This window comes from Arthrobacter sp. ZGTC412 (genome assembly GCF_002929215.1).
GTDB lineage: Bacteria > Actinomycetota > Actinomycetes > Actinomycetales > Micrococcaceae > Arthrobacter.
Genome location: NZ_PJII01000001.1, coordinates 356,121 through 374,563, shown reverse-complemented (window position 1 = coordinate 374,563; position 18,443 = coordinate 356,121). Strand labels below are relative to the sequence as shown.

Annotated in this window: 22 protein-coding genes; 13 read left to right on the top strand and 9 right to left on the bottom strand. The window is 64.2% G+C overall.

The annotated features are described in order from the left end of the window. Positions 1 to 92: 92 nt before the first annotated feature. Positions 93 to 338 carry a putative acetyltransferase gene (locus tag CXQ88_RS01710; RefSeq protein ID WP_104042434.1) on the bottom strand — a complete coding sequence of 82 codons (246 nt, stop codon included), beginning with the start codon at positions 336 to 338 and terminating at the stop codon, positions 93 to 95. A gap of 149 nt (positions 339 to 487) precedes the next feature. On the opposite strand from CXQ88_RS01710, the gene fdxA reads away from it, so the two are divergent. The 3 genes from fdxA (at position 488) to CXQ88_RS01695 (ending at position 3,491) form a co-directional block, all read left to right on the top strand. Continuing rightward, positions 488 to 814, top strand: a complete 327-nt coding sequence (fdxA, locus tag CXQ88_RS01705) for a ferredoxin (protein WP_050685972.1) — start codon at positions 488 to 490, stop codon at positions 812 to 814. A 14-nt stretch (positions 815 to 828) separates the two neighbouring features. Beyond that, positions 829 to 1,977 carry a succinyldiaminopimelate transaminase gene (dapC, locus tag CXQ88_RS01700; RefSeq protein ID WP_104042433.1) on the top strand — a complete coding sequence of 383 codons (1,149 nt, stop codon included), beginning with the start codon at positions 829 to 831 and terminating at the stop codon, positions 1,975 to 1,977. A 227-nt stretch (positions 1,978 to 2,204) separates the two neighbouring features. Further along, complete coding sequence (locus CXQ88_RS01695; protein ID WP_104042432.1) at positions 2,205 to 3,491, top strand: citrate synthase; 1,287 nt, start codon at positions 2,205 to 2,207, stop codon at positions 3,489 to 3,491. 138 nt (positions 3,492 to 3,629) lie between these two features. Here CXQ88_RS01695 and galE read toward each other — a convergent pair whose 3' ends face one another. Continuing rightward, positions 3,630 to 4,643: a UDP-glucose 4-epimerase GalE gene (galE, locus tag CXQ88_RS01690; RefSeq protein WP_104042431.1), complete on the bottom strand. Its 1,014-nt coding sequence runs from the start codon at positions 4,641 to 4,643 to the stop codon at positions 3,630 to 3,632. A gap of 133 nt (positions 4,644 to 4,776) precedes the next feature. On the opposite strand from galE, the gene CXQ88_RS01685 reads away from it, so the two are divergent. Then, complete coding sequence (locus tag CXQ88_RS01685) at positions 4,777 to 5,385, top strand: TetR/AcrR family transcriptional regulator (RefSeq protein ID WP_104042430.1); 609 nt, start codon at positions 4,777 to 4,779, stop codon at positions 5,383 to 5,385. Positions 5,386 to 5,486: 101 nt separating this feature from the next. Then, a complete protein-coding gene (locus CXQ88_RS01680) occupies positions 5,487 to 6,098 on the top strand; it encodes a hypothetical protein (RefSeq protein ID WP_104042429.1) in 612 nt (203 codons plus the stop codon). 22 nt (positions 6,099 to 6,120) lie between these two features. Here the strand turns inward: CXQ88_RS01680 and CXQ88_RS01675 are convergent, their stop codons facing one another. Beyond that, a complete protein-coding gene (locus CXQ88_RS01675; RefSeq protein WP_104042428.1) occupies positions 6,121 to 6,972 on the bottom strand; it encodes a hypothetical protein in 852 nt (283 codons plus the stop codon). A 5-nt stretch (positions 6,973 to 6,977) separates the two neighbouring features. Further along, positions 6,978 to 8,018: a 2,3,4,5-tetrahydropyridine-2,6-dicarboxylate N-succinyltransferase gene (gene dapD, locus CXQ88_RS01670; RefSeq protein WP_104042427.1), complete on the bottom strand. Its 1,041-nt coding sequence runs from the start codon at positions 8,016 to 8,018 to the stop codon at positions 6,978 to 6,980. A 50-nt stretch (positions 8,019 to 8,068) separates the two neighbouring features. Here dapD and dapE point away from each other — a divergent pair, with 50 nt between their 5' ends. Further along, positions 8,069 to 9,205: a succinyl-diaminopimelate desuccinylase gene (dapE, locus tag CXQ88_RS01665; protein WP_104042426.1), complete on the top strand. Its 1,137-nt coding sequence runs from the start codon at positions 8,069 to 8,071 to the stop codon at positions 9,203 to 9,205. Between the two features lie 59 nt (positions 9,206 to 9,264). Here dapE and CXQ88_RS01660 read toward each other — a convergent pair whose 3' ends face one another. From CXQ88_RS01660 to CXQ88_RS01645, 4 genes are all read right to left on the bottom strand, one after another. After that, positions 9,265 to 10,104 carry an amino acid ABC transporter permease gene (locus tag CXQ88_RS01660; protein ID WP_104042425.1) on the bottom strand — a complete coding sequence of 280 codons (840 nt, stop codon included), beginning with the start codon at positions 10,102 to 10,104 and terminating at the stop codon, positions 9,265 to 9,267. Further along, positions 10,101 to 10,751, bottom strand: coding sequence for an amino acid ABC transporter permease (locus tag CXQ88_RS01655; protein ID WP_102974984.1), 651 nt, complete (start codon positions 10,749 to 10,751; stop codon positions 10,101 to 10,103). Before CXQ88_RS01655 ends, CXQ88_RS01660 begins: the two co-directional genes overlap by 4 nt. Positions 10,752 to 10,833: 82 nt before the next feature. After that, positions 10,834 to 11,721 (bottom strand): glutamate ABC transporter substrate-binding protein, encoded by an 888-nt coding sequence (locus tag CXQ88_RS01650; RefSeq protein WP_104042424.1) that lies wholly within the window; start codon positions 11,719 to 11,721, stop codon positions 10,834 to 10,836. A gap of 70 nt (positions 11,722 to 11,791) precedes the next feature. Then, positions 11,792 to 12,547: an amino acid ABC transporter ATP-binding protein gene (locus tag CXQ88_RS01645; RefSeq protein ID WP_104042423.1), complete on the bottom strand. Its 756-nt coding sequence runs from the start codon at positions 12,545 to 12,547 to the stop codon at positions 11,792 to 11,794. A gap of 104 nt (positions 12,548 to 12,651) precedes the next feature. Between CXQ88_RS01645 and CXQ88_RS01640 the strand changes: the two genes are divergently transcribed. From CXQ88_RS01640 to CXQ88_RS01625, 4 genes are all read left to right on the top strand, one after another. Next, the gene (locus CXQ88_RS01640) at positions 12,652 to 13,434 is read left to right on the top strand and encodes a TIGR00730 family Rossman fold protein (protein WP_104042422.1); all 783 of its coding nucleotides are present in this window, start codon (positions 12,652 to 12,654) and stop codon (positions 13,432 to 13,434) included. A 31-nt stretch (positions 13,435 to 13,465) separates the two neighbouring features. Then, complete coding sequence (locus CXQ88_RS01635) at positions 13,466 to 13,894, top strand: DivIVA domain-containing protein (RefSeq protein WP_104042421.1); 429 nt, start codon at positions 13,466 to 13,468, stop codon at positions 13,892 to 13,894. After that, on the top strand, positions 13,891 to 15,138 hold the full coding sequence (locus CXQ88_RS01630; RefSeq protein ID WP_104042420.1) for a hypothetical protein: 1,248 nt from the start codon (positions 13,891 to 13,893) through the stop codon (positions 15,136 to 15,138). The genes CXQ88_RS01635 and CXQ88_RS01630 overlap by 4 nt, the downstream gene beginning before the upstream one ends. 233 nt (positions 15,139 to 15,371) lie before the next feature. Beyond that, positions 15,372 to 15,539 carry a DUF3117 domain-containing protein gene (locus CXQ88_RS01625; protein ID WP_009357720.1) on the top strand — a complete coding sequence of 56 codons (168 nt, stop codon included), beginning with the start codon at positions 15,372 to 15,374 and terminating at the stop codon, positions 15,537 to 15,539. 45 nt (positions 15,540 to 15,584) lie between these two features. Here the strand turns inward: CXQ88_RS01625 and CXQ88_RS01620 are convergent, their stop codons facing one another. After that, a complete protein-coding gene (locus tag CXQ88_RS01620; protein WP_104042419.1) occupies positions 15,585 to 16,217 on the bottom strand; it encodes an O-methyltransferase in 633 nt (210 codons plus the stop codon). A gap of 228 nt (positions 16,218 to 16,445) precedes the next feature. Here CXQ88_RS01620 and sigE point away from each other — a divergent pair, with 228 nt between their 5' ends. The 3 genes from sigE (at position 16,446) to CXQ88_RS01605 (ending at position 18,417) form a co-directional block, all read left to right on the top strand. Next, complete coding sequence (gene sigE / locus CXQ88_RS01615) at positions 16,446 to 17,060, top strand: RNA polymerase sigma factor SigE (RefSeq protein WP_104042418.1); 615 nt, start codon at positions 16,446 to 16,448, stop codon at positions 17,058 to 17,060. A gap of 7 nt (positions 17,061 to 17,067) precedes the next feature. Further along, a complete protein-coding gene (locus tag CXQ88_RS01610; protein WP_258061646.1) occupies positions 17,068 to 17,934 on the top strand; it encodes an anti-sigma factor in 867 nt (288 codons plus the stop codon). 69 nt (positions 17,935 to 18,003) lie between these two features. Next, the gene (locus CXQ88_RS01605; RefSeq protein WP_104042416.1) at positions 18,004 to 18,417 is read left to right on the top strand and encodes a Sec-independent protein translocase TatB; all 414 of its coding nucleotides are present in this window, start codon (positions 18,004 to 18,006) and stop codon (positions 18,415 to 18,417) included. Positions 18,418 to 18,443: the final 26 nt, after the last annotated feature.

Here is an 18,443-nt window from a genome sequence, read left to right as displayed (position 1 = left end):
AGCCTCCGGGCCGATGGAACTTGCCGGGACGGCAGGCGGAATTTTCCGCCGTCGTTCCGGCTTTTTCTTTGCCTAAACTGCTGGCGCCCTGCTCAAGCCCGGCTGGGAGGGCGGCGCCGCTCCGGGGCCGGGGGGACTTCCTTGGCCGCGATAACCAGGTCCAGGGGTATGACGACGGCGGCCCGGCGCGTGCGGACAGTGACGGAACCGGCGTCGCAGGCCACCAGATCGCCCAGGGCGTCGGTGAGGCCGCCGTCGATGCGGTATCGCACCACTACTCGGGTGCCGGGCGCGGCAGCGGCAAGGAATCCGGCAGGTGTCGGGGCAGGCAGGCTCACTACTTCATACTAAGTGGCTTCACACAAGGGTCCCGGCTAGGTTCGCGGGAAAGGGCCGGGAGATAATAGGCTCAGATGTCAGGGTCCGGCCAAGTTACCGGATGCAAGTGCCGGCGGGATGCCGGAACCAACGTGGAGAGGCAAGGGACGTGACGTACGTAATCGCGCAGCCGTGTGTAGATGTCAAGGACAAGGCATGTATTGAGGAGTGCCCCGTCGACTGCATCTACGAGGGTGAGCGTTCGCTGTACATCCATCCGGACGAGTGTGTGGACTGCGGGGCCTGCGAGCCCGTCTGCCCCGTTGAGGCCATCTACTACGAAGATGACACCCCGGACGAATGGGCCGACTACTACAAGGCCAACGTGGAGTTCTTCGACGACCTCGGGTCACCCGGCGGAGCGGCGAAGGTCGGCAACACCGGCAAGGACCACCCGATGATTGCCGCACTGCCGCCGCAGAACCAAGACCACTAACGCAGGCTGGAACCGTGACCGCAGCAGTGAATACGTTCGGCCTCGACCTGCCCGACTACCCGTGGGAGGCCATGGCGCCGTATCTCGCCAAGGCCTCGGAGCACCCCGGGGGAGCGGTCAACCTGTCCATCGGCACCCCGGTGGACCCCACGCCCCTGCTGATCCAGGAAGCCTTGAAGGCCGCCGCGGATGCGCCCGGATACCCCACAGTCCATGGCACACCCGCGCTCCGGGAAGCCATCGCCGGATGGTTTGAACGCCGCCGGGGAGTGGCTGGACTCGACCCGCGGAACATCATGCCCACGGTGGGCTCCAAAGAGCTGGTGGCGTGGCTGCCGCTGCTGCTGGGGCTGAAGCCAGGCGACGTCGTCGTCCGCCCCAAAGTTGCCTACCCCACGTACGATATCGGCGCCACCCTCGCCGGCGTCACCTCCGTTGCAACTGACAACCTTGACGAGCTGGACGACGCCACGCGCTCACGTGTCCGGCTGATCTGGGTCAATTCCCCCGGGAACCCGACGGGCAGCGTCAGGGGAGTCGAATCCCTGAAGGCCCTCGTGGTGCAGGCGCGGGAACTGGGTGCCGTGGTGGCGTCAGACGAATGCTACGCGGAACTTGGCTGGGGCGACTGGGACGTGCAGCGCGGCGGCCAGGCTGTCCCCAGCATCCTGGATCCCCGGGTGGCCGGTGGATCCCATCAGGGCCTGCTCGCTGTGTACTCGCTGAGCAAGCAGTCCAACGTGGCAGGATACCGGGCAGCGTTTGTGGCCGGGGACCCGGACCTGATGCCCAACCTCGTCAACAGCCGCAAGCACGCGGGCATGATCGTGCCCTATCCCGTGCAGGAGGCCATGCGGGTGGCATTGGGCGACGACGCGCACGTGGAGGCCCAGAAGGACCTGTACCGCGGACGCCGCGAACGGCTGGTCCCGGCGCTGCTGGACTTTGGCCTGGAGATCAAGGAATCCGACGCCGGGCTGTACCTCTGGTCCACGGCGGGGGAGAGCACCTGGGACACCGTGGCGCGGCTGGCGGAGCGTGGCATTGTGGTGGGCCCGGGCGTTTTCTACGGCGAGGCAGGCAACGGCTATGTCCGGGTGGCCCTCACCGGTACCGACGAGCGGATCGACGCAGCTGTAGCCCGCCTGGGTGCCGCATCGTAACAATGCTGTGACTCGCGCCACATCCGCCTCGTTTTAGGGCTTTTTCAACCGTCGCGGATTAGTGGCACCCGCCAAGGAGCGGTAGTTTTTAAGTGACTATCAATGGTGGCTTTCTACAAGAAGGCAGCCCGGGTGTTGGAACCTGTGTTCTCAGGCTTCGTGCGCGGCTCACCTGATGTTGGATCAAGCTTTCGACAGAGGCCCAGGCGCCTCATGAAGGGGACTCCATGACTGAGACCAACAATGCCGCGACCCTGCACCATGCAGGAGGCGAGCTCGAGCTGCCGCGCATCCAGGTTGTTGAAGGAAACGAAGGCTACGACGTTTCCAAACTGCTGAAGCAGACGGGCGCAGTCACCTTTGACCCCGGCTTCATGAACACAGCAGCCACAACTTCGGCTATCACCTACATCGATGGCGATGCTGGCATCCTGCGCTACCGCGGATACCCCATCGAACAGCTGGCACAGCACTCCAGCTTCCTTGAGGTGTCCTACCTGCTGATCTACGGCAACCTGCCCTCGCCTACCGAGCTGGACGAATTCGACCAGAAGATCCGCCGGCACACGCTGCTGCACGAGGAGCTCAAGGGCTTCTTCGGCGGTTTCCCGCGCGACGCGCACCCCATGCCCGTCCTGTCCTCAGCCGTTTCGGCGCTCTCCACCTTCTACCAGGACTCGCTGGACCCGTTCAACGCCGAGCAGGTGGAAGTTTCCACCATCCGCCTGATGGCAAAGCTCCCGGTGATCGCGGCCTACGCGCACAAGAAGTCCATCGGCCAGCCCATGCTGTACCCGGACAACTCGCACAACCTCGTGGAGAACTTCCTGCGGCTCAGCTTCGGGCTTCCGGCCGAGCAGTACGAGGTTGACCCGGTGGTCGCGAAGGCCCTGGACCTCCTGCTTATCCTGCACGCGGACCACGAGCAGAACTGCTCCACCTCCACGGTGCGTCTGGTGGGCTCCTCGAACGCCAACCTGTTCGCGTCCGTTTCGGCAGGCATCAACGCCCTGTTTGGGCCCGCCCACGGCGGCGCCAACGAGGCAGTGCTGAAGATGCTCCGCCAGATCCAGGCCGACGGCACCAAGCCCGAGGACTACATGGAGAAGGTCAAGAACAAGGAAGACGGCGTCCGCCTCATGGGCTTCGGGCACCGCGTCTACAAGAACTACGATCCGCGCGCCAAGATCGTCAAGGCCACCGCCCACGAGATCCTCACCAAGCTCGGCGGCAACGACGAACTGCTGGACATCGCACTGCGCCTGGAAGAGAAGGCGCTGAACGATGACTACTTCATCCAGCGCAAGCTCTACCCGAACGTCGACTTCTACACCGGCCTCATCTACAAGGCCATGGGCTTCCCGGAGAAGATGTTCACCGTGCTCTTCGCCATCGGCCGCCTCCCCGGCTGGATTGCCCAGTGGCGCGAAATGATCAGCGACCCGAACACCAAGATCGGCCGCCCGCGGCAGCTCTACATCGGCGAGCCCGAGCGGGACTACCCGGCCCGGTAGCCTCCTGTTCTGCATAGCCTGAAGTACGACGTCGGCCGCCCACCTCTCAGAGGTGGGCGGCCGACGTCTTTAATCACATCCGCTGTTCCGTAACGGCCCTTATGGGGCTCCTAAAGGCCCGTTACGGAGCAATCGATGCTAGGAGGCGTAGCCCTGGGGATTGTTTTTCTGCCAGCGCCAGTGGTCCTCGCACATCTCATCCACAGTCTTGGTGGTGGACCAGCTGAGGTCAGCCAGGGCTGAGGTGGCGTCGGCCCAGAAGGCCGGCAGGTCGCCGGCACGGCGGCCCGTGATCTCGTAGGGGATGGGCTTTCCCACTGCCTTCTCGAAGGAGCGGAGGACCTCCAGCACCGAAGAGCCCTTGCCGGAGCCGAGGTTCCAGCGGAAGACGCCGGCGCGGTCCGCCACATGGTTCAGGGCGGCCACGTGGCCTTCGGCCAGGTCCACGACGTGGATGTAGTCGCGCAGGCAGGTGCCATCCGGGGTGTCGTAATCGCCCCCGAACACCATCAGCTTTTCGCGGCGCCCCACGGCCACCTGGGCGATGAAGGGCACCAGGTTGTTCGGGATGCCCTGGGGGTCCTCGCCGATCCGGCCGGAGGGGTGCGCCCCAACGGGGTTGAAGTAGCGCAGCAGGGCTATATGCCAGCGGCTGTCGGCGGATCCCAGGTCCGAGAGGATGTCCTCGATCTGTTCCTTGGTGCGGCCGTAGGGGTTGTTGGCCCCGATCTCCATCTTTTCCACGTAGGGGATGGGGTTGTGCTCGCCGTAGACAGTGGCGGAGGAGCTGAAGACAATGGAGCGGACGTTGTGCCGGTCCATGACCCGGATGAGGTTCAGGGTCCCCACCAGGTTGTTGTAGTAGTACTTGAGCGGCTCTCGCACTGACTCGCCCACAGCCTTTAACCCGGCGAAGTGGATTACGGCGTCGATGGTGTTACCGGTGAATACTTTCTCCACGGCGGCTTCGTCCACCAGGTCAGCGTCGTGGAACTCGGCGGTCTTGCCGGTGAGCTCCGCAACCCGGCGAAGCGACTCTTCGCTGGAGTTGACGAGGTTGTCGATGACCACCACGTCATGGCCGGCTTCCTGCAGGGACAGAACAGTGTGGGAACCGATGTAACCGGTGCCCCCTGTGACCAGAATTTTCATGCCTCCAACGCTATCCCAACCGGGCACCGTTCCGCCGGTGTGTCCCGGATGACGGGCAGCATGACAACGCGCTTACTTACCAGGCGGCGGTGGTTTGGCCATGCTATTGAGCACGGTTGTGCTAAAAAGAATAGTGCCTAAAATAGTCAATGCCGAAGCCCGGCGCCAGGATGTGGTTGAAGCGGTCTGGCGGATCATCGCGGTGGACGGGCTCGAAAGGGCATCACTGCGGGAAGTGGCAGACGAGGCGGGACTCGCCGTCGGGTCAGTACGCCACTACTTCGCGGGAAGCGAGGAGCTCCTCGCCTACTCCTTCGCCAGGGTCATCGACAGTATTGTGGCCAGGCTGGACCGGGCCCTGGTCGCCCTGCAGAAGACCCCGCCGGCAAGCGCTGAACACCGCCGGGCCGTTTTAACACTGTTGAGCGAACTGCTCCCGCTGGATGAACAACGGGCTGTGGAGGCCTGCGTCTGGATGGCCTTCCGCAATGCCGCGCGAATCAAGCCGTTCCTGGGAGCTGAGGCGGACCGCAGCCACCGGGAGGTCGCTGCCCTGGTGGGACGTGTCGTCACCACCCTGGTGCCTGCAGATGAGCCTGAGGAGATACTGGTGGTGGAGGCCGAAAGGCTTCTGGCGACCCTTGACGGGCTGTGCATGCATGCCCTGCTCCAGCCGGGCTGGATGACAGCCCGGATGTGCCTCGATGTCCTGGAGCGGCACCTTGAGGGGCTGGAGTCGTGACTGCCGTTAACGTCGGCAACGTGGGGGAATAGACTGATAACCGGGGGGGCGTGGAACCGGATCAACAGGCCCGGTAGCAGCACGCCAGGGAAGGATTTCGGATGCACCAAACAGGCGGTTCCGGGTGGCAGATCACCACCGATACGTCCGGGCCAATGATGATCGCCCTGTATGTCCGCGATGCAGCCGGGCTGGACGGCGCGGGCAATCCGGCCCTGTCCCACGCTGCTCCGAAAATCCGCCATGCGGACCACTCCCACCTCACCGCGGACGTTGGTGGTTTGAGCGTGCTCAAGACGGAATGGGAGGCCTGGTGGGCGCAGCTGCTCAAGGCCCATCCTCAGACGTCGCCTGAACTGTCGCCGCCCGAATTTGAGGCTTTTGGTAATTCGCCCGCCCTGCAGCGCGTACTCCAGGCACACTTCGGTTCTGCCCTCACCTGGGCGCGGGAGCGCAGGAGTGAGTACGCCGAGCTGGAAGCGGAGCGCGCTGCCATCGGCGCGGACCAGCTGCTGGAAGACATGGTGGATGACAGACTGCTGGAAGTGGGGCGGGACGCCCGCGACTTCAAGCTGACCATTATCGAATTGCCGTTGAATGAGCAGCGGGCCTGGTACCTGGAGCCGGACAAGATCATCATGAGCCACCAGCTGATGGGCCAGCCTGAACTGTTCCGCAGCTACGTCCAGCCCGTGGTGGAGATCCTGGCTTAGAACACAGCTGGCAGGGGGCGCCTTAGGCGATGGCCGGTGAAACCGTGATCCGGACCTGCCCGTCAGCGGCCGTTGATTCCTGCCAGCCGTTCCGCTGTCCTCGGTCCCAGCTGCGTCCTGCCACCTGCACCTGCGTCACTTCGTAGCCCTTGGCGTTTGCGACGGCCCACTGGGCTACCGACCAGGCCTGGTTGCCGCTGGCCTCCACCACCAGGGTCTGGCCCTCCACTGCCGTGTCCAGCGGACCGTAGGCCTGGACCAGTTCGGCTGACACGGCGACGGGGTCGCCGGCAGCAACCGCGGAACGGAGCGTGCATTCGACGGCTTCGGGCGTCTGGCCTGACAGTCCGGAGGCAAATGAGCGTCCCATCTGCTCATGCTGGGCATAGGCGGTGGGGAAGGCGGACCGCTGGACCGTCTGCGCCGCCTCCGTGATCTCCATCGACTCATAGTCCGGAATTTGGACCAGTGCGTCGTAGAAGGCGTTGGCTGCGTAGTAAGGGTCCATCACCTGCGCCTCGGTTCCCCAGCCCTGTGAGGGACGCTGCTGGAACAGCCCCCGCGAATCAGGGCCTGCCTGGTCTCCGTGGGCGATGTTCCGGAGCTTGGACTCCTGCATTGCGGTGGCCAGTGCGATGCTCGCGGCCCGCGGCGGGAGTCCCCGCTGGACAGCGACGGCGGAAATCAGGGAAGCGTATACGGCCTGGTCAGGTGCCAGCTCTGCCGTTCCTCCACCTACGACGGCGATGCAGCGTTCCGAAACGAGGGTCTCGGAACGCTGCACAAAAAATACCGCCGCATAGACGCCGCACGCCACCAGTGCGAGGGCGAGCAGCATCACCAGGAGGCGGCGCAGGCCGCGGCTTCGTGCCATAAAAATCAGTTGGCGTGCAGGGCGTCGTTCAGTTCCACGGTCTGGCCCGCACGGGGAAGGACCTCCACCGCACCGCTGGTGGAGTTGCGGCGGAACAGCAGGTTGGGGACACCGGAGAGTTCCGCGGCCTTCACGATCTTGGTGGTGTCTTCGCCCACCTCGTCCTTGGGACCCGGTACCCGCACGCGGGTTCCTGCCGTGACATAAAGGCCGGCTTCCACCACTGAATCGTCGCCGATGCTGATGCCCACGCCGGAGTTCGCACCGAGCAGGACCCGCTCGCCAATGGTGATTTTCTCCTTGCCGCCGCCGGATAGCGTGCCCATGATCGATGCTCCGCCGCCGACATCGCTGCCGTCACCGGTCACCACGCCGGCGGAAATCCGGCCTTCAACCATGGAGGTGCCCAGCGTTCCGGCGTTGAAGTTGACGAAGCCTTCGTGCATCACGGTGGTGCCTTCCGCCAGGTGGGCACCCAGGCGGACACGGTCGGCGTCGGCAATCCTGACACCGGTGGGGACAACGTAGTCCACCATCCGGGGGAACTTGTCGATGCCGTACACGGTGACGGCACCGCGGCGGCGCAGCCGGGCACGCGTCAGTTCGAAGCCCTCCACCGCGGCGGGCCCGAAGTTGGTCCACACGACGTTAGGCAGCTTGCCGAAGATGCCGTCCAGGTTGATGCTGTTCGGCCGGACCAGGCGGTGCGAGAGGAGGTGCAGGCGCAGGTAGGCGTCAGCGGTGTCGGCCGGGGCTTCGTCGAGGTTGATCTGGACAAAGACCACCTTCTGCTCGGTGCCGCGGTCCTCATCGGTTCCGGCCTCGGCGATGCTGGTGAGGGCCTCGTCCGCGTTCTCCACTGCACGCAGGTGTTCTGCGGCAACACCCAGGGCCGGCGCCGGGTACCAGACGTCCAGGACGGTGGCATCACCTGTTTCTTTGCCTTTGGCAGACGCAATGGTGGCCACGCCGAAGCCGTAGGCGGAGCGTTCTTCGGTGGGGGCGTTCTGGATTTCGGGCACAGCGGAGGAAGCAGTCTCAGTCATGGCTCCAGTCTATCGAGGGCCGGGGACCTGCTCCGAACTAGACTGGCTTCGTGACTGCCGAAACCGCACCGGAATCTCCCGCCCTTCAGCTAGACCTCCGCCAGGATGTTGCGCTCCTGACCGCCGCCATCATGGACATCAACAGCGTGTCCGGAAATGAGACTGCGTTGGCCGATGCCGTTGAATCGGCCCTGCTGACCATTCCGGACCTGCACGTTGTCCGCGACGGCGACTCGATCATTGCCCGCACGGAGCTGGGCAACCAGGAACGAGTCATCCTCGCAGGCCACCTGGACACCGTTCCGCTGCCGTTGACCGAAGGGTCCAAGGGAACGGTCCCCTCCAGCTGGGAGTCCGGCGTCCCCGGGGAGGGAATCCTGTACGGCCGAGGCGCCACCGACATGAAGGGCGGCGTCGCCGTGCAGCTCGCCCTGGCGGCCACAATGTTCGACGACGGGGCCACCCCAAAGCGGGACGTGACCTTTGTTTTCTACGACCACGAGGAAGTGGAGGCCGTGAAGAGCGGCCTGGGCCGGCTGGTGCGCAACCACGGCCACCTGCTCGACGGCGACTTTGCCATCCTGCTGGAACCTACCGACGGCACAGTGGAGGGCGGGTGCAACGGCACCAGCAGGTTTGAGGCAACAACGGTGGGCGAGGCAGCCCACTCCGCCCGCGCGTGGATGGGCAGCAACGCCATTCATGCGGCGGCACCAATCCTGGCCCGGTTGGCGGCCTATGAACCGGCCACCGTCAACGTGGATGGCCTGGACTACCGCGAGAGCCTGAATGCGGTAAAAATCAACGGCGGCACCGCCGGTAACGTCATCCCTGACCGGTGCGTGGTGGAAATAAACTACCGCTTCGCCCCGGACAAGTCGCCGGATCAGGCGGAGGCCGTGGTGCGGGAACTCCTGGAAGGTTTTAAGGTGGTCCGAACCGATGCCGCCGCCGGTGCCCGCCCCGGGCTCCAGCACCCTGCCGCAGCTTCGTTCATTGCCGCAGTCGGAGCCGAGCCTAAGCCCAAATACGGCTGGACCGACGTCGCGCGTTTCAGCGAATTGGGAATCCCGGCGGTGAACTTCGGGCCGGGGGACCCCCTGCTGGCCCATAAGGACCACGAACACGTGCATGCGGACGCCATTCGGAAGTGCCTGCAGGCTTTGCAGGATTGGCTGGCTGGGTAGACGTTAAAAAGTGATGGCCCGGATCCGAGGATCCGGGCCATCACACTTTAGCTGGGAGCTTAGGGGGCTCCGGCCTCAATTGCGGCGGGTTCGGCTTTGACCGTTCCGCCGGCCGCCTTTTTGGACCCGCGGCGCTCGATCCACACTGCGATCCTCGAGACGCAGATGTTGATGGCGATGTAGATCGCGGCCGCCACAAAGAAGATGGGGAACAGGAACTGCGTGCCCAGGAAGTCCGCCATCACCTGAACGGCGCGCAGGAGCTCGCCGTACGCCACGATGTAGCCCAGCGACGTGTCCTTCAGGAGCACCACCATCTGTGCCACCAGCGAAGGCATCATCCGCCGGATGGCCTGCGGCAGTTCGATCAGCATGCGGGACTTGAAGCTGGTCAGGCCTATGGCCAGCCCGGCTTCCCGCTGCCCCTTGGGGAGCGACTGGATACCGGCACGGATGATCTCTGCGAACACTGCCGAGTTGTAGAGCACGAGGCCTGTGACCACGGCAATGAACGGCGAAGTGCCGAAGCCCAACAGGACGAACAGCATCATCAGGACCACGGGCATGCCGCGCAGGAATTCCAGCACCACGCGGACAGGAATCCGGATAAAGGCCGCATCGGAAATGCGCAGCAAACAAAGCAGGAGTCCCAAGGGGAATGCGATGACTGCCGCCAGGGCCGCGGCGCTCAGCGTTGCACCGAGACCGTTGGCCAGGAGTGTCCACACGTCGGCCCGGGTGAAGATCTGCCAACGGCGGCCTTCGAATATGCCCTGCTGGGCGAAGGTCATGATGATCCAGGCCAGCAGGCCCAAAATCAGCAGGGAACCTACGATCGATCCAATCAGGGAAATACGCCTGGCTTTGGGGCCGGGAACATCATAAAGGACAGAGCTCATCGGGCAATCGCCACCTTTCGTTCCACCGTGCTGGCAAGGATGCCCAGCGGAACGGTGAGGAGCAGATAGAAGAACGCAACACCCAGCAGGACGGGGATCACGGCATCACCGTTGGCGTTGGCCAGCTGCCGGCCGTAGCCGAACAGTTCGAGCACAAAGAAGGCGCCGGCCACAGAGGAGTTCTTTACCAAGGCGATCAGGATGTTGATCAGCGGCGGGACCACGGTCCGCAGGGCCTGCGGCAGGATGATGAGGTTCAGGACCTGCCCGAAGTTCATGCCGATACTGCGGGCGGCTTCGGCCTGGCCCACCGGGACGCTGTTGACACCTGAGCGGACAGCTTCGGCGATGAACGCTGCGGTGTAGGTACTGAGCGCGATAATTGCAGCGATCTCGAACTGCTCGAATTTCACTCCGAGCCGGGGAAGGACAATCGCTGCGAAGAAGAAGGCGATGGTCAGCGGAGTGTTGCGGAGAACCTCCACATAAACCGTGCTGAAGCCGCGGAGCGCAGCCACCGGGGAAACCCTGGCTGCCGCGAGCAGGGTCCCCAGCACCAGCGCGATGACGCCGGAAACTGCGGAAAGGAAAAGTGTGCGGAGAAAACCGTTCCAGTACAGGGGGAGGTTTTCAAGAATGACGTCCATTGGATCCTTCGGCTCTGGGCGTGGACGGGTGGAGACAGTGGTTGCCGGGGCCGCTGTGCAGCCCCGGCAACCACTGAATTACCTAGTAACGGTCGAGCGCGGGCAGCTCAGGGGCAGTCTTGATGACTGCCCCTGCGGTAGCCTCCCAGGCCTTCTTGTAAGACCCGTCCTCCTGGAATGCTTCCAGCTGGTCGTTGATCCAGTTGCGGAACTCGGTGTCATCCTTCTTCAGGCCGATGCCGTAGGGCTCCTTGGTGAAGGTTTCATCCGAAGCGAGCTTGAAGGCGTCCGGTTCCTTGTCCACGAAGCCGGCGAGGATCACGTTGTCGGTGGTGATGGCTTCGACCTGCTTGTTGCGCAGCGGCTCGAGGCAGGCGGAGTAGGTGGCAGCCGGGACGAGTTCGGCCTTGTACTTGTCCACGATGGTGGCGGCCGGCGTCGAACCGGTAACCGAGCAGACCTTCTTGCCCGCAACGTCCTCAGGGGTCTTGATGGTGTCATTGTCCTTGTTCACCATCAGGGCCTGGCCGGCTTCGTAGTAAGGCCCCGCGAAGCTGACAACCTGCTTGCGCTTGTCGTTGATGGTGTAGGTGGCGATCACCAGGTCAACCTTGCCCTGCTCGATGAACGGTTCGCGGTTGGCCGAAACAGTCTCCGACCATTCGATCTTGTCAGCGGCGATGCCCAGCTTGGCGGCGATCAGCTTGCCCATTTCGACGTCGAACCCGACAGGCTTGCCGTCCAGGCCCACCTGGCCAAAGAGCGGCTGGTCGTACTTGGTGCCGATCTTGATGGTGCCGGCCGAGGCGAGCTTTTCCATGGTAGTGCCGGCGGCGAACGTAGGCTTTTCGGCCACGGTGGGGTCGCTGGTGGTGCCGGCTCCGCCTCCGCCGCAGGCGCTCAGGGACAGGGCGAGGGCAGCGGTAGCTGCCACAAAGAATGACTTCCGCCGGGTCATAAATGCCTTCATGACATTCCTTTCATTGATGGCCGTGGGTCACGGCCTGGATGCGAACTGAGAGTGTTTGTTCGTAGGTGAATCAGTGGGTGAGGAGTTTGGAGAGGAAATCCTTGGCGCGGTCGCTTTTGGGATTGGTGAAGAACTCCTCGGGGGTGGCGTCCTCGACAATCTGGCCGTCCGCCATAAAGACCACGCGGTCTGCGGCCTTGCGGGCGAAGCCCATCTCGTGGGTGACCACGATCATGGTCATGCCCTCCTTGGCCAGCTGGATCATCACGTCCAGGACCTCGTTGATCATTTCGGGGTCCAGCGCCGAGGTGGGCTCGTCGAACAGCATGACCTTGGGCTTCATGGCCAAGGCACGGGCGATCGCAACGCGCTGCTGCTGGCCGCCGGACAGCTGGGCGGGGAGCTTCGGAGCCTGGTGGCCGACGCCCACCCGCTCAAGGAGCGCCATGGCGTCCTTGTCCGCAGTTCCCTTCGCAACGCCCTTGACCTTAATGGGGCCAAGGGTGACGTTTTCGAGGATGGTTTTGTGTGCAAAAAGATTGAACGACTGGAAGACCATTCCGACGTCGGCCCGGAGCTGTGCGAGTTCCTTGCCTTCCTCGGGAAGGACCTTTCCGTCGATGCTGATAGTGCCGGCTTCAATGGTTTCGAGACGATTGATGGCGCGGCACAGGGTGGACTTACCGGAGCCTGACGGTCCGATGACCACAACAACCTCGCCCTTGCGGACCTGCAGATTGATGTCCTTCAGAACGTGCAGCTGGCCGTAATGCTTATTTACGGCGTTCAGGGAGACGAGGGCATCGCCGGGCACATGAGTAGTCATAGGAAGAATCTAGCGAAGAACGGCAGCTTATGATGCGAATCACCCCAAGTTCCTGCGGATCGTGATTCAAGAGATACCTCCCGCCGGCAGGTTAGCCTTGGGGAATGAGCATCAGTGCAGATCCGGCCAAAAACACCCAGCCGCGCCGTAAAGGACCCCTCGAACTTCGCCGCAAGCAGGCGTCGGTGGAGATGTCCGACCAGCATCTGCTTGATACCAAGGGGCCCGGGCAGTTCGTGCACACCGATCCGTGGCGGGTGCTGAGGATCCAAAGCGAATTCGTGGAGGGCTTTGGGGCGCTCGCCGACCTCGGCCCGGCCGTCAGCGTTTTCGGTTCGGCCCGGACCAAACCCGGAAGCCCGTACTACGAGATGGGCGTCGAGGTGGGGCGGAAGCTTGCGGAGGCCGGCGTTGCAGTCATTACCGGAGGCGGCCCGGGGTCCATGGAAGCGGCCAACCGCGGCACTGTTGAGGGCAACGGGGTGTCAGTGGGACTCGGCATCGAGCTGCCGTTTGAGCAGGGCTTAAACCAGTGGGTGGACCTGGGCATCAACTTCCGTTACTTCTTCGCCCGTAAGACCATGTTCGTCAAGTACGCGCAGGGCTTCATCGTCCTGCCGGGCGGCCTTGGCACTCTCGACGAACTCTTCGAGGCCATGGTCCTGGTACAGACCCGGAAGGTAACATCCTTCCCGATCGTGCTGCTGGGCGTCGACTTCTGGGGCCCGATGATCGATTGGATCAGGGGAACCCTGGTATCTGAGGGCATGGTGTCCGAAAAGGACCTGGACCTCATCCAGGTAGTGGATGATCCTGCGGAAGCGGTGGACCGGGTGCTCCACGAGGGCGTCACCCCCTCACTGAACGGCGAACAGCGCCCGGAGTAGCGAACGCGGCCGGGTCTGGCACGATGGGGTAGTGACTTTTTTCCTGGTCTTCCTCGCCGTGGTGCTGATCGGCGCCGTCCTATGGGCCAGCGCCGGGGGCCGTTCGGGCAAGCCGGGCGGCCGTGCGCTGCCTGCCCTGCTGGACGCCGGTCTTGAACAGCCCCCGGCCAACCTCCCGCCGGTCCTTTTGCCGGCCAATGCTGCGCCCCAGGACGTGGACCGAGTGCGGTTTGCCCTGGGACTGCGGGGCTACCGGATGGACCAGGTGGACCAGGTGCTCGATGAGCTGAGGGACCAGCTTGCGGCCAGCCGGCATGAAGTGGAAACCCTGAAGGCCCGGCTGCAGGCCGTAGAAGAGGCGGGGCCGTCCGCCAGGACCGGAACGCATGCGGAAGCACCGGCGGCTGAGGCCGGCGGGCATACCGGGGAAGATTCCGGGGCAGGGGAGGACCGGGCTTGAGTACCGCCACCCGTCGGGGAACAGGAGTTTCAGCGTCCCTCCAGGCGCTCGCGCTCCGCTCCCGGGAAACGGTCCGCGGCTGGCCCTGGTGGCTGCAGGTCTCGGCCATCTACGTCACGGCACGGCTCATCAGCGCCGGAATTTTTATGGCCGCCGCCCTGCACCAGGGGCTCAACCCCTGGTTTCCGGCCAAGCCCGATTACTGGAACTTCATCAACATCTGGGACGCGCGCTGGTACGGCAGGGTGATCGCCGAGGGCTATCCCACCACCCTTCCCCTTGATGGCGCGGGCAATGTCCAGGAAAATACGTGGGCCTTCTATCCCTTGTACCCGTCCCTGGCAGGGGGGCTCAGCAGGCTGACGGGGTTGGCCCCTGCTGCCTCGCTGACCATTATCGCCATGCTGTCCGGCCTGGCTGCCGCGCTGGTGGTCTACGTGCTCTTCCGGCACAAGGCTGCACACGGACCTTCACTGTGGGCGGTGGCGTTCTTCGCTACTTTCCCTGTGTCCGCGGTGCTCCAGGTGCCGTACGCGGAGCCCTTGTCACTGCTGCTGCTCGCGGCCTCGTTGCTGTTGGTAGTCCGGCGGCAGTACTTGTGGGCCATTCCGGTGGTCGTGGTGCTGTGTCTCTCGCGTCCGGTGGGCGTTCCGTTCGCGGCCATGCTGGGGCTCCTTCTGATCCATGGGCTGGTGCAGCGCTTCCGGGGCCGGGACGCAGATCCGCATTCGGTCCGGGACCTGGCGGCCCTTACCGCCCTCACGGCAGTGGCGTGCCTCTCGGCCCTGGCGTGGCCCGCGGCAGCATGGGCGGCCACGGGGGACATCCAGGCCTACACCAAGACTGAAACGGCGTGGCGGGGCCACGATTTGGTGCTGTTCAAACCCTGGTTCGACACCGGCGTCGACCTCTTCGGCCCGGTGCTCGGAGTGCTGGCGCCTTTTGTTTTTGTGGCGCTCTTCGGTGCGATGCTGGGCCTGCCGCCGGTGGTCCGGCTCGGCGTCGAACTCCGCCTGTGGTGCGCCTGCTACATGGGTTACCTCGTGATGTTCCTCCTCCCGCAGACAAGTACGTTCCGTATGCTGCTGCCGCTTTTCCCGCTGGCGCTGGGCGCCGCGCTCCTCTCCCGGTCCAGGGCTTACCGGGGAACCGTGGTGGTGATGTTCGTGCTGTTGCAGATTGTGTGGATCGTGTGGCTGTGGGCATGGGCGCAGCTGCCCGGTGGCGGGGATTATCCGCCGTAGAAATTCCGGCTTCCGTGCAGGTCAGAGTGCAAATTGGACCCGCCCGCAAATGTCCATCGATTAGCTACGGACGGGTAATTCCGCGATAATGGTAGGTAAGCAAGGACAAAAAGCATTAAGAGTACGTGCAGCACCGGCGGTGTACATCCACTCCGCTGTGGCAGCTTGATCTACATGCGGACACAGCCCACCCGGGCTGATCAGTCCTGGGACTAAATGGAGGGGAATTCCTCATGGCGGCTATGAAACCACGCACCGGCGACGGCCCAATGGAAGTCACCAAGGAGGGCCGCAGCCTGATCATGCGCGTCCCGCTCGAAGGCGGCGGGCGCTTGGTGGTCGAACTGAATGCTGCCGAAGCGGCCAACCTCAAGGAATGCCTGGTCGGCGTCACCGAATAATCGTGCAGGACAGGGTCCGCAAGCCTTCGGGCTGCGGATCCTGTCTTATTTTTTGACTGCTACCAGCAGGCCGTCGCCGGTGGGAAGCATGGCCGAAGCCAGCCTGTCGTCGTCGCGGATGCCCTTCCCCACCTGGCGCAGGACCACAGTGGTGGCCTCACGGCCGGCAGGGTTGGCTACCTTGTCCTTGTCCAGTGCATCATTGATGATCAGCAACCCGGCAGGCTTCAGGAGCCGGATGGCCTGCTCCACGTAACCGGGAAGACCCGGCTTGTCAGCGTCGATGAACACCAGGTCGTAGGCCCTGTCCGTGAGGCGCGGCAGGACATCGCCGGCGCGGCCGGAGATGGTCCGCGTCCGGTTGGCAGGGCTGCCAGCCTCCGAAAAAGCTTCCCGGGCGGCTTTGAGATGTTCGACGTCCACGTCGATTGTGGTGAGGACAGCGTGCGGACCAAGGCCGCGGAGCAGGCATACGCCCGAAACGCCGGCGCCGGTTCCAATCTCCACGGCGGTCTGCGCCTTGGATGACGCTGCCAGCACGGTCAGTACAGCGCCGACGCCCGGCCCGATGGCTGTAACGCCCAGTTCGAAAGACCGCTCCCGCGCCCGCAGCATGACCTCATCCTCAGCGGGCAGATCTTCTGCATAGGACCAGCTGGTGGACTTGTCGGCGCTCATGGATTTTCGCTTTCTGGGCGGCAGGGGAGTGTCCTCTACAGCCTACTGTGTCGCCGGGCAACAGCCGGGGAGGCGGGCTGTTGCGCCCACGGCTGAAGTTTCCCTGCAGTCAGGAAATTCCCAGCCAAGTTTGAAATGATTATTATCCGCTCATCCATAGGGTGGTCGGCGCCGAATCAGCTATGTCACCAGTGTCCGGGCGTTAGCATTCCACGAGGGGAGTGGACGATGTCATCATCAGTTGTGGCACCTGTCCCTGCAGCAAATAATCCCGAGACCGAGTGGGTCCGCCCCACTTGGGAAGAAGTGGTGACCAACCACTCCGCCAAGGTGTACCGGCTGGCCTACCGCCTGACCGGGAACAAGTACGACGCCGAAGACCTCACCCAGGAGGTGTTCGTCCGCGTCTTTCGGTCGCTGGAAAATTTCAAGCCCGGAACGCTGGACGGCTGGCTGCACCGCATCACCACCAACCTCTTCCTTGACCAGGCGCGGCGGAAAACCCGTATCCGGTTTGACGCCCTTGCGGAGGACGCCGAATCGAGGATCCCGGGGCGGGAACCCGGGCCTGAGCAGAGCTTCGAGCTGAACAACCTGGACCTCGACGTCCAGGCCGCGCTCGAAGAACTCCCGCCCGACTTCCGGGCCGCTGTGGTTCTCTGCGACCTTGAAGGTTTGTCCTACGACGAGGTGGCTGTTGCCCTGGGCGTCAAGCTCGGCACTGTGCGCTCCCGCATCCACCGTGGCCGCACGATGCTCCGTGAAAAGCTGGCCCACCGTGACCCGCGGCCGAAGCAGTCGAGGCCCAAACTGTCACTGCCGCGCATTGCCGGCATCCTCTGAACGGCGCATGAGGCCCCAGTTCCCGCTTGGCCGCTCGCATCAGCGCACCGCAAGCCATCTCCAGTCCTGCCGTGAATGCGCTTCTGCCGTGCGCCGGGAGCGCCAGTACCTGGAGCGGCTGCGGGACGCGCCCATTCCGCCGGCAAGTGATGACCTGACCGCCCGGCTTTTGGCCAGGACCCAGGATCTGGCAGCCCAGCCACCAGTAACTGTCCCGCATCGCCCGGCTCCCCGGGCCGCAGTCCGGGTGCTTGCCCTGACGGCCGGGAGCACCGTTGCCGCGGCCGGTGTGCTCGCTGCCGGTGCTTTCGCCGTGGCCGGTGAGCCGCTCCCGGCAGATGTTGCAACAGCGTCCACCCTCGCTCAAATCTCTGCACAAACCCCGGCCGACGGCCGGACCCTGAGTGCCGAACGGCTCTCTGGCCTGCGCTCGGAGGGCTGGGTGTGCCCCGAGCTCAGGGCGATGGGATTCCACCTTGAGTCGGCAAAGGCCATGGTGCTCGAGGGCAGCCCCGCCGTCGAACTGAAGCTCTCCGACGGGACGCACTACGCCACCGTCACTGAACGGCACAACCCCGCTGCCGGCACACCAGGTGATCCAGGTGAGGGACAGCCAGGCCCGCCGTTGCAGATTTTGGGGTCCTCGCCCTGGTCCGCCACCTACCGGACACAGGGCCGCACCTTTACCTATGTTTCCGACCTCCCCGCCGAACAGGCTGACGACGCCGTGCCCATCCTGCGGCGGCTCAGCGAGCAGGCGGGGGAGGGTATTACGGCGGAAGTGCCGGAGGAGCGCCGGGCACGGGACCCCGAGTCGGTGGAGGCGCGCCTGCAGCGTGGCGTGAACAAGATCGTGGCCCTTTTTACCCAGTAAACCGCACAGTTCCCGCCGCTTGCGGACGGGAATCGTCACTGGCAGCCCGGAGAGGGTAATCTTCCTAAAGTGTTTGGAATCAACGGCCCGGAGTTCTTTCTTCTGCTGATCATTGGCGTCCTCGTGATCGGCCCCCAGCGGCTGCCCGAATACACGCAGAAACTGGCCAACCTGGTCAAGGAAGTCCGCCGGATGGCCTCCGGCGCGCGCGAACAGATCAAGGAAGAAGTGGGGATCGACATCGACGATGTCGACTGGAAGAAGTACGACCCCCGCCAGTACGATCCCCGGCGCATCATCAAAGAAGCGCTCTTGGACGATGACACCAAACCCGTCAGTGCCGGTGCGCCTGCTGCTGTTGCGGCTGTCGCCGGGGCTGCTGCCGTAGCGGGGGCTGACACCGCCGCTCCGAAGCGGCCTGAGCGGGTGCTTCAGACACTTCCGGCGGGCGAAGCCGCCCCTTTCGACACAGAAGCCACCTAGCCGGGCAGGTTCAGAAGCCCCTGGCG